Raw genomic sequence first — 14,777 nt, 5'->3', positions numbered from 1 at the left:
CGCAAGCGATATGGCAGAAGAGGGTCAGTTTTTTCGCCCGGTGAAGGATTTCTGCCAGCGCGCGGTGGTCACCTGCGGACCCGATGATGCGCTGGTCGATGCGGTCAGAACCATGCGCGAGAAGAACATCTCCAGCGTCGTGGTCTGTGAAAACAAACTGCCGAGCGGCATCATGACCGACCGTGACCTGCGCAACAAGGTCGTCGCCGCTGGCACCGACCCGTCTACGCTCTCCGTCCGGGCGATCATGAACAGTCCGCTGTCAGTGATTGGCGAAAACGACCTGCTCTACGAAGCCTTGTACCGGATGTCGCGCCAGCGGATCCATCGTCTGGTGGTGGTCGACGACCAGGGCAAGCTCTCGGGAATCATCACCGACAGCGACATCATCCGCCTGCAGTCGCACTCGCCGCATCAACTGGTACTCGACATCGAGAAGGCCAGGGACTTCGAAGAACTGAAAACCGTCTACGCGAGAATTCAGAGCCTGGTTCTGCACCTCAGCGGCAGCGGCACCAAGACGCGAGACGTGGTGCGCATGATTGCCCATCTCAACGATCAGATTCTCCTGCGCCTGATCGCTCTGATGCGCCAGGACCGCTTCTCCGATCTGCCCGAGCGCTTTGCCTTTGTCGTGCTCGGCAGCGAGGGGCGTGGCGAACAGACGCTGCTCACCGACCAGGACAATGCGATCATCTATGGCGACGAACTGGGCGCCGACGAGATCCGGAAAATCGAAGAGTTCTCGCAGGTACTGATCGATTCGCTGATTGCCATCGGCATTCCTCCCTGCACGGGCGGGATCATGGCCAACAACAAGGAGTGGCGGCGCAGCCTCGGCAAGTGGAGCGATCAACTCGACCGCTGGTTGCAGGCGCCCAGCCCGAACCACGTCCTCAGTTGCGGTACCTTTGTCGACATTCGCACCATCTACGGCGACCCCTCCTTCGAGCAGCAACTCAAGACGCGGGTCTACGAGTACGTGCAGCGAGACAAGCTGTTCCTGATGCGCATGGTCGAGAACACGCTGCGCTTCGCCCCCCCGCTCGGCTGGTTTGGCAAGATCAAGGGCGAGAAGGAAGGGGAACACTCGGGCATGCTGGAAATCAAGAAGGCAGGCATCTTTGCGCTGTCCGAGGGCGTCAAGGCGCTCGCGATCCAGGCCGGCAAGCTCGAAGGCAGTACCCACCAACGCCTGGAAGCGCTGCTCAGGGAGAAGGTGGTCAACAAGAAAATGGTGGCCACGATTGCCGAGAGCTTCGACTTCCTGGTCCTGATGCGCCTGCGCGGGCAGGTGGAAGCGCTGCGCGAAGGGCGCAAGCCGGACAACTACATCACGCTGGATCGTCTGAACATGATGGAATTTGGCCGGCTGCAAATCGCCTTGAAGGGTGTCGAGAAATTCCAGGAGTTCATCAAGGGTCACTTCAACCTGCATCTGCTCAGATGATTCGGCGACCGCGTCCATTGGGAGTCGCGTGAGCCCGTCCGAACTGTTGTGAACTTCTGGCGCAGCAGCGCTTACCGTGAAAGTCGCGTCAGCGACTCACGAATCTCCCCTCTCCACTCGCGGAAGAGGGGTCGAGGGAGAGGGAAACGGTCAGGGCTTTCATTTCCGGGGTGTCTCACAAAGCCATGACCGTTAGGCCGCTGCGCGCGCCCGCTCAAAACAGGTTTGCTTCCGAGTCGTCGTCCTTTTTCACGCCCGGTTTGCGCCCGCGTGCCGGCGTCGGTGGATCGCACGAGAGGCGGCAACTGATGCCCTCGATCTTCCGGCCCTCGATGAAGCGGGTTACCCGGCAACAGATTACGTCTCCCGATGCAGCGAGCCGCGCGATTTGCTCGCGTAACTCGACGAGCGGGATGTTGAGCGCCTCGGCCATGTCCACATCGAGTTGCTCCGCATTGGCTCTCAGGTAAGCAACTATCGTTTCGGTCATCTGACTATCCCCAAAAAATGCCTTCGCGAACTGGAAAGGTATCGCAGTGTGCGCCGCAGATCGAGTTCTGGCAATTCCTTCCAGAATTCCTTCCAGAATTCCTTCCAGAATTCCTTCCAGAATTCCTTCCAGAATTCCTTCCAGAACTCCTTCCAGAGTTTCTGCCCATCTTCGCAGCACAGCGATCCGGCTGGCAAGCACTTCGCTATCGCTCTCTGCCAGCGCACGGGCAAGCCACCGTCAGGCGTAAAAAACCCGGTGCCGTGGCACCGGGTTTGACGGAAGGGCGCGCCCGCAGCGCTGCCGAAACCGTTTCAGGCGGCGATCCGTTTGATTGCCGCCTGGCCGGCTGCGTCCGGGCTTGCCGTCAACTGCCGAACGTTGTGGCCATCATTCTGGCCGGTCATCGACAGTAGCGATTTTGCAGTCGCCAGCGTGGAATCGAAAACCGGTGATACCGTCTTCCAGCCCTTGTCGAGCGCCGCCATCAGGCCGCCGCTGAGGCCGTTGACCTGACTATCGAAAACCTGCAGCAGGGCATTCGACGACTCGCTGCAGATCTCGTACGCACGCCTCGAATAGCTCATCGATTGATCGACGGCGGCCATGGCCATCGGTTGTCGCAAGGCCAGCAGGTCTGGCAGATCCCTGACCGCCGTGAGGGCTCTGAGGTTTTCGCTGGTACGCTCGGCGACGGCCCGTGCCGTCTGCAGGTTCAAGGCCGCCAACTGGCCGACGCAGTCCAGCGAAGTGTTGACCACCGTCCTGAGCGCTTCGAGACCGGCAACGCTGGTGAATTTCTCTATGGGGTTGTACATACTGTTCTCCTTCAGGTTGCGAGATGTTGCCCCGGCTTCGCATTTCCCGAGGTCAATTGCTGCAGTGCAGCGAAGGTTTGATTCTAGCGCTTAATTGGCGGTTGTCAACATTTTGTTGCAGCGCAGCATGGCGCCCGGGCAGCCGGTGTTGGCGGCAAAAGGGCGGCGGCGTTTTTGCGGCGCAACAGGCAGCGCCCGCCCGTGCTAGAATGGCGCCCCTTGTTCAAAGGCTTGACCCCACATGTCCCGCGCCGTCCGCAATATCGCCATCATCGCCCATGTAGACCATGGCAAGACCACCCTGGTGGACAAGCTGCTGGTCCAGGCCGGCAGCTTCTCGGCTCACCAGCACATCACCGAGCGGATGATGGACTCGAACGACCTTGAAAAAGAACGGGGCATCACCATCCTGGCCAAGAATCTGGCCGTCGATTACGCTGGGGTGCACATCAACATCATCGATACCCCTGGGCACGCCGACTTCGGCGGCGAAGTCGAACGGGTGCTGTCGATGGTCGACGGGGTTCTGCTGCTGGTCGATGCCGTCGAGGGACCGATGCCGCAGACCCGTTTCGTCACCAAGAAAGCGCTGGCCCTGGGTTTGAAGCCGATCGTGGTGGTCAACAAGATCGACCGCGACGGCGCGCGGCCGGACTGGGTGGTTGACCACACTTTCGACCTCTTCGACAAACTCGGCGCCAACGACGATCAGCTCGATTTCCCGGTGATCTACGCGTCCGCGATCAACGGCTACGCGACGCTGGATCTGTCGAAGCCATCGCCCGACATGCGGCCGATGTTCGAGACCATTCTCAAGCATGTCTCACCGCCACATATCGACGACATCGACGGGCCGCTGCAACTGCAGATTTCCGCCCTCGATTACTCGAGCTATGTCGGGCGCATCGGCATCGGCCGTCTGCAACGCGGGCGCCTGAAACCGGCGCAGCAGGTGATCGTGATGTACGGACAGGCCGATGCCCAGGGCAAATTCGAACATGGCCCGCCAAAGACCGCCAAGGTCGGCCAGGTGTTCGGTTTCCGCGGCCTCGAACGGGTGCCGCTGGACGAAGCGGTCGCCGGCGACATCGTGCTGGTGACGGGAATCGACGATCTCTCGATCGGCTGCACGATCACCGATACCGAGAAGCCCCAAGCATTGCCGATGCTGCGCATCGACGAGCCAACACTGAACATGACCTTCATGGTCAACAACTCGCCTTACGCCGGCACCGAAGGCAAGTTCGTCACCAGTCGCCAGATCGGCGAGCGCCTGCGCAAGGAACTGCTGACCAACATGGCGCTACGTGTCGAGGAAACCACCGACACCGACAGCTTCCTGGTCTCCGGGCGTGGCGAACTGCATCTGACGATTCTCCTCGAAACCATGCGTCGTGAGGGTTACGAACTCGCGGTCGGGCGCCCGAAAGTGATCGTCAAGGAGATCGATGGCGAAGCCTGCGAGCCCTATGAACTGCTCACCCTCGACGTCGAGGAAACGCATCAGGGCGGCGTCATGGAAGCGCTCGGCTATCGCCGTGGCGAACTGCAGGACATGTCTTCCGATGGGCGTGGCCGCGTCCGTCTCGAATATCGCATCCCGGCGCGCGGCCTGATCGGTTTCCAGGGTGAGTTCCTCAACCTCACCCGCGGCACCGGCCTGATGAGCCATGTTTTCGACGAATATGCTGTGGTCAAGGGCGAAATCCCGGGCCGCCGCAACGGCGTCCTGATCTCGGGCGAGAAAGGCGAAGCCGTCGCCTATGCCTTATGGAAGCTGCAGGAGCGCGGACGGATGTTCAGTGTTCCCGGTGACAAGCTCTACGAAGGCATGGTGATCGGCATCCACAGCCGCGAAAACGACCTGGTCGTCAATCCGATCAAGGGCAAGCAACTGACCAACATCCGTGCCTCGGGAACCGACGAAGCGGTTCGTCTGGTGCCGCCAGTGGCGCTGACGCTGGAGTCGGCTGTCGAGTTCATCGACGACGATGAACTGGTCGAAATCACGCCGAAAAGCATTCGCATCCGCAAGCGCCTGCTCACCGACAACGAACGCCGCCGGGCCGCGCGCGAATAGGGCGAATAGGGCGAATAGGGTTTCTCTGGCCTCAGCGGGTTACCATCGGACTGACTTCAGATCCGGAACTGCTGCACCGTCAAGCAGCGGATTCTGTCGCATGACCTGGCGGGACCGCAGCCTTCCCCGAACGTAGGGAGCAATGACAATGACTAGAGATCGCATGCTGCTCACATCCGGCCGATTGATCAGCGGCGCCGGCTACCGCGAATCGCTGCGGCGCTACACACCGAAGGTCTACGTCGATGGTGAACTGATCGCGTCGGTCGCCGACGCGCCGACGCTGCAGCCGGGAATCAACGCGCTCGCCGTCAGCTACGATTTCGCTCTCGATTCGGACAAAACCCCGCTGATGACCGCCGTGCAAACCAGCAGCGGCGCGACTGTCAATCGCATGCTGCACATCAACGAATCTGCAGGCGACCTGTTGAACAAGCTCGAAGCGGTGCGCATCCTCTGTCAGGAGACCGGTTGCGCACAACGCTATCTGGCCCACGATGCACTCAATGCAATCCATCAGGTCAGCGCCAGAATCGATGACGCGCGCGGCAGCAGCGAACATCGGGCGCGCTTCGCGGCCTATCTCGAAGAGGTGCAGGCGAGCGACTGGTCGCTGGGAATCGCCATGACCGACGCCAAGGGTGACCGCTCGAAGCGGCCGCATCAACAGGCAAACCCGGACACTTACGTACACATCGTCGAGCGCAACCCCAGGGGGATCGTCATCTCCGGCACCAAGGCGATCGTTACCGGCGCGCCGTACATGCACGAGTTCCTGGTCATGCCCAGCCGCAACATGGGGCCAGCCGATGCCGATTTCGCCGTTTGCTGCGCGCTGCCGGTCGATGCACCGGGGCTGACCATCATCGCCCGCCCGGCCGGCCGCCCCGGCGATAAACTGGAACACGGCGCGGCACTGTTTTCACGCCGCTACGGACAATCGACCGCGGTGCTCGTTTTCGATCGCGTCTTCGTCCCCTGGGAGCGGGTATTCTTCGCCGGCGAGTGGGAGCATTCCGGGTCGCTGACCTACCACTACGCGACCCACCACCGCCATAGCTGCATCGCCGCGCGTGCCGGTTTTGGCGACCTACTGATCGGTGCTGGCGCCCTGATGTGCGAAGCCAACGGCTTCGATCCGGGCCGCAAGGCCAGCCTGCGCGAACCGATGGTCGAACTGATCAAGATCACCGAGGGCTTTTTCGCCTGCGGCGTCGCCGCCAGCGTCTATGGCACGCCAGACCCATATAGCGGCAGCTTCATGCCCGAAGCGGTGTTTGCCAACATCGGCAAGCTCCTGCTGGCCACCCAGATCTACGACATGCATCGCCTGGCGCACGAAGTGTCGGGCGGTTTGATCGTCGCGCTGCCCGGCCCCGACGAAGACCACAACCCGGCGACCGGGGCGACCCTTGCCGAGGTGCTGCGCGCCAACCCGGACGTTCCTTACGACAAGCGCATCGAAGTCGCACGCTTCATCGAGGATCTGACCGCGTCGTATCAGGGCGGCTGGTACTCGGTGATCAGCCTGCACGGCGGCGGTTCGCCGGCCGCCATGAAGCAGGAGATCTGGCGTCACTACCCGCTTGGCAGCAAGGTCGAGCTGGTTGAAAGCTTGCTTGACCGCGGCGTGCTGCATGATGAATCGCGTGCGATCACGCGTAACCGTCAACCAGGGCGCTGTTGCGATGCCGGCTGTTCGCCACCGGGACAGACGATCATGGTGCCGCTACCGCGTTCCGGCAAGCTTTCCTGAGAGCGGAGGCGAGCGCTGCTAGAATAGGCGATCTCGCTGCGCCAGGCCCGTAACCGGTCGCCATACCCAAGGGCGGAGCACAGGAACAAGGGGGAATACCATGAATAATACCGCGAAAAAACTTCTGCTCCTGGCCATGCCGGCACTGCTGGCCAGCCCGTCCATCCTGGCCAAGGAGGGTCCCGACCAATACCCGAACGGCTCGGAAAACTTCATGGTCGGCGCCCTGCCGCCACCGGGCAACTATTTCATCAACTATCTCGGCTATTACGAGGGCGACTATCGCGCCAAGGACGGGCAAAAGGTGCCGGGACTCAATGTCAGCGCCACTTTCGACGCCCTGCGCTTCATCCATGTCACCCAGCAGAAGATCCTGGGGGGTGACTGGGCAGTGCATGCGATCGTGCCACTGGTTTACCAGCGACTGCACACCCCGATTCCGGGCATCGGTAACGGCAGCGTCTTCGGTCTCGGCGACGTCGTCATCGACCCGCTGATCATCGGCTGGCATTTTCCGCCGGACTGGCATCTGACCGTCGGCATCGACATCTATCTGCCCACCGGCAAGTACAGCAAGACCAATCCCACCGACAGCATCGGCGCCAACTACTACAGCTTCGAGCCGATCTTTGCCTTCACCTACCTCAATCAGGGCGGTTTCGAAGCGTCCGCCAAGCTGATGTACAACCTCAAGACCAGGAACCTCGATACCCACTACCAGTCAGGCAACGATTTCCACATGGATTACCTGCTTGGTCAGCACTTCGGGCCATGGGCCGTCGGCCTGGCCGGTTATTATCTGACCCAGACCAGCGACGACGAGCGCAACGGCCGGACCGTCATCCCGAACGGCAACCGCGGCAAGGTCTTCGCCTACGGCCCGGCAGTCAAGTACGACTACAAGGGGATGAGCTTTGTCGGTAGCTGGAATCACGAAACCAGTGTCGACAACCGCTTTCAGGGCAACAAGTTCTTCTTCAAGTTCGTATCCGCCTTCTAGAAAGCGATCCAGTGCCCGCACGATTCTTGTCGTTCGGTGCGAACGCCCTCCTGCATTCCTCGAATGCACAGTGGCCGGAGAGGGGACGCAGGGGGTCATTGTCGTAATCGCATCAGCTGATCGGCGGACAGCGCCAGGATGCCGAACATCAGGGTAGGCCATCACTTTGGCGTCGTCTTGGACCATGCCGGGCTTGACGCTCTCGTAGAAGAGGTGTTTGGCGAACATCGAGACCACCCATCGCAGGTAATCATGACTGTCCGAAACCTTGAATTGCTCTTTCGTCCCACCTCGGTGGCGGTGGTCGCCGAGCCCGACGAGCCGAGTCGCTATGCCGAAGTGGTGCTGGCCAATCTCGCGGCCGGCGGATTCAGCGGTCCGATCATGTCGGTCAGCGCAAGGAAACGCTTCCTGTTCTTCATGGGTGACGATGTCCGCCTCGGCGAAATCGACGTGGTCCCCGATCTGGCGATCATTTGCGCCTCACTGGAACAGGTGCCTTCGATCATCGCTCAACTCGGCGCGCGCGGTACTCGCGCGGTGATCGTCGGTCCGTGGATGTGGCACAAGATGAGCAATGGGGCGATAGCGACGGCGCGCAAGGCCATTCTCGAAGCAGCCCAGCCGTACCTGATGCGCGTTCTCGGGCCTGGCAGCGGCGGTCTTGTGGTGCCGGCCAGAGGGCTGAACGCCAGCGCGACCCCCGTCTCGATCAAGCCGGGGAAGATTGCTCTGGTCGCACAGTCGACCGCCGTGACGGCGGCCGTGCTCGATCGCGCCTATAGCAAGGGAATCGGCTTCTCGACGGTACTGCACTTGGGCGCCAGCCTCGATGTCGATCTCGCCGACGTGCTCGACTGGCTGGCGGCAGACCCCGCCACGCAGTCGATCCTGGTGCAGTTCGATGAGGTGACGGCCGGGCGCAAGTTCATGTCGGCGGCGCGTGCCGCCGCACGCAACAAGCCGGTGGTGACCATCCGTGGCGGCCCGGTGCAGGGCAGACCGCAGGGGAGCGGACCATTCGCCGCCGACGACGTTTACGAAGCGGCCCTGCGTCGCGCAGGCTGGGTGCGCATCGATACGCTCGGGAACCTGTTCGCCGCCGTCGAGGCGATGGCGCGGGTGCGTCGCTTACGCGGCGAGAGTCTGACCATCCTGGCCAACGGTCATGGCCTGGGGCGGATTGCCGGCGACAGGCTGACACGTTCCGGCGGCCAGCTCGGCAAGCTGTCGCCTGCTACCATCAAGCGTCTCGAAGAACTGCTGCAGACGCGTTCGAGGCTCTCCAATCCATTGGCGCTGCCGGCGGACATCACGGCGACGAACTGGGGAGCCGCGCTGGCGACCGTACTGGCCGACGAGCATACCGAAAATGTCCTGACCGTCTTTTCACCTTCTCCGTTTGCACCCAGTGCCGAAGTCGCTGCGGCGATCTGCGAGGTGTCCCGGAAAAGCGAGTGCAACGTCTTCACCTGTTGGGTTGGCGGAGCCGCAATGCTGGAGGCGCAACAGATCGTGGCGGCGCAAGGCGTGTTGAGCCATGAGTCGCCGGAAATGGCGATTTCGGTCTTTCTCGGCGTCGTCAGCTACAGGCGCAATCGCCGCTTGCTGATGCAGATGCCGCCATCGCTCGCGGAGGGTTTCTCAGCGGACGTGCAGGCCGCCCGCAGCGCCCTCGGCGAAGCGAGGGCGGCCGGCGCAAGCCAGCTATCGGCACGTCAGGCACAGCGACTGTTGCAGGCCTACGGTCTGAGCGTTGGCGAGTATCCCCTGGCTGGCAGTATCGACGAGGCGATTGCCTGCGCCGATGCGATCGGCTATCCGATCGATCTCGCTCTGCTGCTTGCCAGTGGGGTGGAGTTTTCGGAGGGCGCGTCGGGTCTGCGGTCGCCGGCAGAGATCCGCATCGCGGCGCGCGACCTTCGCCGCCGTTTGCGCATCCAGCAGTCTGGCAGCCGCGTCAATGCTTACCGGCTGCGACCGAGTGCGGCCCGTAGTGGCGCACCCGCACTGCGTCTGGGTGTTGCCGACGATCCGGTGTTCGGTCCGGTGATCTTCCTCGGCCCGGCATCGGTCACGGGCTTTCGCGGAGGCCGCCTGGTGGTCGCCTTGCCGCCGCTCAACCTGATGCTGGCCGGCGATCTGGTTGCCCGCAGCGGTTTTGCCGAGGGACTCCCGGAAGAGGATCGGCCGGCGCTGCAGGCAGCCGTGAGCAACGCACTGGTTCGTCTTTCGCAACTGCTGACGGACCTCGATGAGGTGACTGGCGTCGACCTCGACCCGCTGCACGCCGAGGCTTCGGGGGTGGTCGTGCTGGGCGCACGCATCGGCTTCGAGCAGACGGCCGGCAGGCTCGGCCATCGCCGCTTCGCGATTGGCCCCTATCCGAAGGAACTCGAACAGCAAGTGGATTGGCAGGATCGCCGGCTCCTGATCCGGCCGATCCGACCGGAGGATGAAAGCATGCTCGGCGAACTGCTCAATTCGCTGGATCCCGAGGATTCCCGGATGCGCTTTTTCGACTCGATCAAGAGCCTGCCACGTGCCCGTCTCGCCCGTTTTTCCCAGATCGACTACGATCGTGAAATGGCCCTGGTGGCCATCGAGCGAGGGGGTGATGGCAGCGAGCGTTCGCTGGGCGAGGTGCGGGCCGTTGCCGATCCCGGCAGTACGTTCGCGGACTTTGCCATCGTTGTCGCTTCGGAAATCAAGGGCAGGGGACTTGGGAGGCTGTTGCTGCAATGCCTGGTCAGCTACTGCCGAAACCGCGGCATCGCCGAATTGCGTGGCGAAACACTGGACGGAAACCTGCGCATGCAGCGTCTCGCACGGAGCCTCGGCTTCACCATGACCACAGGAGCGGATCGTGGTACGCTGAATCTGTGTCTTTCGTTGAACCCGCACGAGAAAGGGTGACGAGTCGTGAGAGAGGAAGGAATGGGAAAATCGCATTGCTGCGATGCACGCCGACGCCCCCGTCCTGGCGCGCTTTCGTACGGTCCCATCGGAAAACTGGAGTTCATGTTGCTGGCGGTGAAAAACCGCGTAAAGTTGGCGGTCAAGAGGCCCTGTCTGCATGGCAGTAAGCGCGAAACTGCCGTGGCGGATGCGCGAAACGCGAGGCACCAGAAATACTGTTCCGAACCGGCTTGCCGGAAAGAGAGCCAGGCCGCCAGTCATCGCGCCTGGCTGGCCAAAACCAATAACCAGAACTATTTCCGCGGTGCCGAGCATGTCGCGCGGGTGAAGGCATGGCGAGAGGCCCACCCCGGATATTGGCGACGGACGAAAGGCCAGAGAGGGGAAGCGGCGACAGGGCCGGCAGATCTGATTGCGTTACAAGAGGTCTGCCCCGCGCAACCCGTTGAAATCACTACAGAGTCTCAAGACATCTTGCCACCTGCGTTACCAGATGTCTGGCTTGGCCAACCCGCTGTTGTCATTGGCTTTATCGCTCATTTCATGGGCAGTATGTTACAAGATGACATCGCTAGCAGCCTGTCAGACTCGAGGGAGCGTATGCCGGGAAAGGGAGCCAGGCCTATCCCCCGGCAACGCTCCTGGCGCTCTTCTCTACGGCTACGTCAGCCGGACGTTTACCAGTCGCAAGATCGAAGCGGCCACTTACGATTCAATTCCCTTTCGCTTCCTGGCCGGCAATACGCACCCCGATCACAGTTCCCTGGCCGAGTTCAGGAAGCGATTCCAGGGGCAGTTCAAGGATATTTTCAAGCAAGTCCTCGTTCTTGCCTACGAAATGGGCCTGGCCAAGGAGAATCCCGACGCAGCGGTGGACGGCAGCAAGCATTCGGCGTTGTCGTACGGCCACGCCTTGAAAATGGAAGCGCGGATCGAGAAGGAGATAGAGCAGTTGCTCGCTGACGCCAAGAAGGCGGAAAGCGATCACGAAGAACTCCCTGTGGGGCTGAATTTTCAGAAGGAAATCGGCCGCCGGAAGGATCTACTCACCGACATTGCCGAGGCCAAAGCCAAAATTGAACTCCGTGCGAAGGGGCGCGATGCGCACGAACGCGCTGAGTACGAGGAGAAAATGGCCAGGCATCTGGCCAGGGAAGCTCTGAAGGAGGCCAAGCGCAAGGCCTGGGAGGCGGCCTATCCGGAGAAGGCCGCCAAGTGCGCAGCTACCGAGGCCAGGAAGAAGGCAAAGGCCGAGCGGCAAGCTTTGACGACAGAGGCCACTGAAACAGTTGCGCCAGCAAAAACATCCCGTGTGCCCAAGGAACCGGTTCCGGGGCCGCGACCGTGCGACCAAGTGAACTGGGCCGACGAGGAGTCTCGCATCATGCCGGTTTCGGGGGGTGGCTATGAACAGTGCTACAACGCCCAAGCGGCCGTGGCGACAGGCACCCTGCTGGTTTTGGCGACCACCGTCACGCAAGCGACCAACGACAAACAGCAGATCGTTCCCATGCTGGAAGCTTTATCCCAGATGCCCGCATGCCTGGGTTCAGTGAAGGATCTGACGGCAGATACCGGCTATCACCGCACGACGAACGCGAATGCCTGTGAAGACAAAGGGATTACGCCGATGATTGCGGCAGCGCGGGAGCACCATCATCCGGACCCCATGGCGCGGTTCACCCAACCACCACCCTTGCACCACCCTTGCCCGATGGCGCCACGCCGGTACAAAGGATGGCCCATCGCCTGAAGACGGTTGCCCGTCGAAAACTCTATGCCCTGCGCAAACAAACCGTCGAACCGGTATTCGGCATCATCAAGTCGGTCATGGGCTTTCGTCAGTTCTCGATGCGCGGCTTGGCTGCTGCCCAGAGCGAATGGAACCTCGTCTGCCTGTCCTGGAATTTGAAGCGTATGGCCGTATTGCGTCTGCAGTAAGCAAAACACCCAGGAAAGGTGCGCCTTTAGCCAAAAAATGAGATTCATTGCACAAAAAATTAGGCGATCTGCCAAAGATTCTGGCTTTTCCCGCCTAAGTCCGACAGGCTGCTGGAAGCACACGGCTGCTGGTACAACTGGGGACTGACATCATGGCGGGGAGGATCAAAAATGACCATCAAACGCGTTCTTTGTCCGGACTAACGCCCGCGCGTCTGAGCCAGGCGCGCAGCGATCTGATGCGCATCGGCCTCATCGCCTATCAGCACCCGCTCTACCAGGTCTTGTCGCTCGATTCACCACCGCGCAGCGAAGGGTGCGAACTCGGGGCGGACGAGATCAGGAGGATTAAAAGGGGACAGCCCACGTTTTCCTCTCTGCCAGCCTCCATGCAATCCTGGGCAACAGCACCGGCCTGACACACTCTCCCGCCGACGGTCCGGCGATCGATAGATACTTTCCACCCTCCGGATCGCGGCAAACAAGCAATTCATTGCCTGTCAGATCGAGTAGCCAGACTTCCGGGATGCCGTGGCGCGCGTACAGATCAAGTTTCACGCCGCGATCGTAGTCGACAGATGAACTGGCAACCTCGACGATCAACAGGACATCCGCTGGGCCGGGGAGGTGCGCCATATAGTCTCCGGGCTTGAGCAGGGCAAGATCGGGCTGCGGTTCGCAGCGATCGTTGAGGCGGATCGGGTTTTGCGTGCTGACCAAACCGTCTTCGCCGGCGGCGAGCGTGAACAGGCGTGCCAATTGGTTGACGACGTAGGCGTGTTGGCTACCGATGGGGGCCATGTCGACGATCTCTCCCTCGATCAGTTCCACCCTCTCTTCGTGGCTGAGTACACCCGCGTCGGCCATCTTGTGATATTCGTCGACGCTGATGCGGTGTCGTGCTCGGTCCATCAGTTCGCTCATGGAGCCCATGCCTGGTTTCTCCTGCGAAGTAGTTTGCGCCAGATTGGCGAAAGGATAGCAAGGATAGGAAGGAGGATAGGAGATCCAATGCCACCTCCGCAAGTGATGCGGGCTCTGACTAACCGGCGGAAGGGCCGCTGCCGAGACACTCGGCAAATCGGTCGACGAGAAATGCCTGCCTGCTGCCTGTCGGTGCGAACCACGGTAGCCACCGGCATGGCCAGTCTGATGAACGCCGGGGGTGGCGCAGCATTGCCGTGCCAGGAACCCGAACTACTCGATCCCGCGCCGCAGCCGCCACTCCTGGACCAGCGCATAAATCGCCGGAATCACCGCCAGGGTAAGGACGGTCGACGAAATCATCCCCCCGACCATCGGCGCGGCGATGCGGCTCATCACCTCGGAACCGGTGCCGGTGCCCCATAGAATCGGCAGCAGGCCGGCCATGATCGCGACGACGGTCATCATCTTCGGCCGCACCCGCTCGACGGCGCCTTCCATGACCGCCGCGTAGAGGTCGGCGACCCCCGGTTCCCGCCTATCGGCGCGGCAGCTTTCCTTGACCACTTGCCAGGCATGGTCGAGATAGATCAGCATCACGACGCGGAGTAAACTCCGGCCAACTGCTCATCCCGGCATGCTTGCTCCCTACCGCAAAGAACCCCATGAAGCCGCGGGTCTACATCGAAACGACGGTAATCAGCTATCTGACGGCGAGACCGAGCCGCGATCTGATTATTGCGGCGCGGCAGGAGCTTACCCGTGAGGTATGGGATCGACTACTGACCGAGTGCGAGTGCTTCGTGTCGGCGCTGGTGGTACTGGAGGCCAGCAAGGGTGACGAGGTGGCCGCCGCACAGCGGCTGGACGCCATACACGGGCTGCCGGTGTTGCACGTCGGAGACGACGCGGGACGAATGACCGAGCTGCTGGTTCTGGAGAGGAGGGCAATCCCAGCGGAGTCGCGGAAGACGCCATGCCGTTGCCATAGCGGCACTGAACGGAATGGACTTCGTGGTGACCTGGAACCTCACCCACATCAACAACGCGGTCACCCGGCACAAGATACGGTCGGTCATCGAGCGGGACGGCTACCAGTGCCCCGAACTGTGTTCGCCGGAAGAGGTCTTTGGAGATCTGGAATGATCGACCCTATTGTTGACGAAGTTCGGAAGTATCGCGCTGAACATGCGCGGAGGTTCAATTTCGACCTCCGTGCCATCTGCGCCGACATTCAGAAGATCGAGGCGACTTGTGGCCATACGGTCGTCAGTCTCCCGCCGCGGATGTTGGACGTCGCCATTGACCCGTTGGAGCCATCCGATCAAAGGCTACGGCACCCTATTCGAGCCTGGCCCCCTTAACTCGAATACCTGCCCGTACTGCATGTCCTCACAGT

9 protein-coding genes and 3 pseudogenes are annotated in these 14,777 nt (G+C 61.5%); 8 read left to right on the top strand and 4 right to left on the bottom strand.

Going from position 1 to position 14,777, the window contains the following annotated elements:
• The first annotated feature begins 10 nt into the window (after window positions 1–10).
• Entirely contained in the window at window positions 11–1,450 is a 1,440-nt protein-coding gene (locus tag V5B59_RS07835; RefSeq protein WP_169070513.1) for a DUF294 nucleotidyltransferase-like domain-containing protein, read from the top strand.
• Between the two features lie 214 nt (window positions 1,451–1,664).
• Here the strand turns inward: V5B59_RS07835 and V5B59_RS07830 are convergent, their stop codons facing one another.
• Complete coding sequence (locus V5B59_RS07830) at window positions 1,665–1,940, bottom strand: hypothetical protein (protein WP_034915618.1); 276 nt, start codon at window positions 1,938–1,940, stop codon at window positions 1,665–1,667.
• A 314-nt stretch (window positions 1,941–2,254) separates the two neighbouring features.
• On the bottom strand, window positions 2,255–2,758 hold the full coding sequence (locus V5B59_RS07825; RefSeq protein WP_169070512.1) for a phasin family protein: 504 nt from the start codon (window positions 2,756–2,758) through the stop codon (window positions 2,255–2,257).
• A 241-nt stretch (window positions 2,759–2,999) separates the two neighbouring features.
• Between V5B59_RS07825 and typA the strand changes: the two genes are divergently transcribed.
• The 6 genes and pseudogenes from typA to V5B59_RS26175 all read left to right on the top strand — a co-directional run.
• Window positions 3,000–4,838 (top strand): translational GTPase TypA, encoded by a 1,839-nt coding sequence (gene typA / locus V5B59_RS07820; RefSeq protein WP_034915608.1) that lies wholly within the window; start codon window positions 3,000–3,002, stop codon window positions 4,836–4,838.
• 148 nt (window positions 4,839–4,986) lie between these two features.
• Complete coding sequence (locus V5B59_RS07815; RefSeq protein WP_248594855.1) at window positions 4,987–6,594, top strand: 4-hydroxyphenylacetate 3-hydroxylase family protein; 1,608 nt, start codon at window positions 4,987–4,989, stop codon at window positions 6,592–6,594.
• 100 nt (window positions 6,595–6,694) lie between these two features.
• The gene (locus tag V5B59_RS07810) at window positions 6,695–7,594 is read left to right on the top strand and encodes a SphA family protein (RefSeq protein WP_169070511.1); all 900 of its coding nucleotides are present in this window, start codon (window positions 6,695–6,697) and stop codon (window positions 7,592–7,594) included.
• A gap of 252 nt (window positions 7,595–7,846) precedes the next feature.
• Window positions 7,847–10,510, top strand: a complete 2,664-nt coding sequence (locus tag V5B59_RS07805) for a bifunctional acetate--CoA ligase family protein/GNAT family N-acetyltransferase (RefSeq protein WP_169070510.1) — start codon at window positions 7,847–7,849, stop codon at window positions 10,508–10,510.
• A gap of 496 nt (window positions 10,511–11,006) precedes the next feature.
• Window positions 11,007–11,273, top strand: a pseudogene (locus V5B59_RS26180) (transposase); the annotation flags it as partial.
• Between the two features lie 546 nt (window positions 11,274–11,819).
• Window positions 11,820–12,454, top strand: a pseudogene (locus V5B59_RS26175) (transposase); the annotation flags it as partial.
• Between the two features lie 348 nt (window positions 12,455–12,802).
• Here V5B59_RS26175 and V5B59_RS07790 read toward each other — a convergent pair.
• Both V5B59_RS07790 and V5B59_RS07785 read right to left on the bottom strand, forming a co-directional pair.
• Entirely contained in the window at window positions 12,803–13,387 is a 585-nt protein-coding gene (locus V5B59_RS07790; RefSeq protein WP_169070507.1) for a Uma2 family endonuclease, read from the bottom strand.
• 264 nt (window positions 13,388–13,651) lie between these two features.
• A pseudogene (locus tag V5B59_RS07785) lies at window positions 13,652–13,981 on the bottom strand (efflux RND transporter permease subunit); the annotation flags it as partial.
• Window positions 13,982–14,392: 411 nt separating this feature from the next.
• On the opposite strand from V5B59_RS07785, the gene V5B59_RS07780 reads away from it, so the two are divergent.
• Window positions 14,393–14,524 (top strand): hypothetical protein, encoded by a 132-nt coding sequence (locus tag V5B59_RS07780; RefSeq protein WP_332351751.1) that lies wholly within the window; start codon window positions 14,393–14,395, stop codon window positions 14,522–14,524.
• Window positions 14,525–14,777 lie beyond the last annotated feature (253 nt).

It is taken from the genome of Candidatus Accumulibacter contiguus (genome assembly GCF_036625285.1).
Classification (GTDB): Bacteria; Pseudomonadota; Gammaproteobacteria; order Burkholderiales; family Rhodocyclaceae; genus Accumulibacter; species Accumulibacter contiguus.
This window is presented reverse-complemented; position numbering and strand designations above follow the sequence as displayed.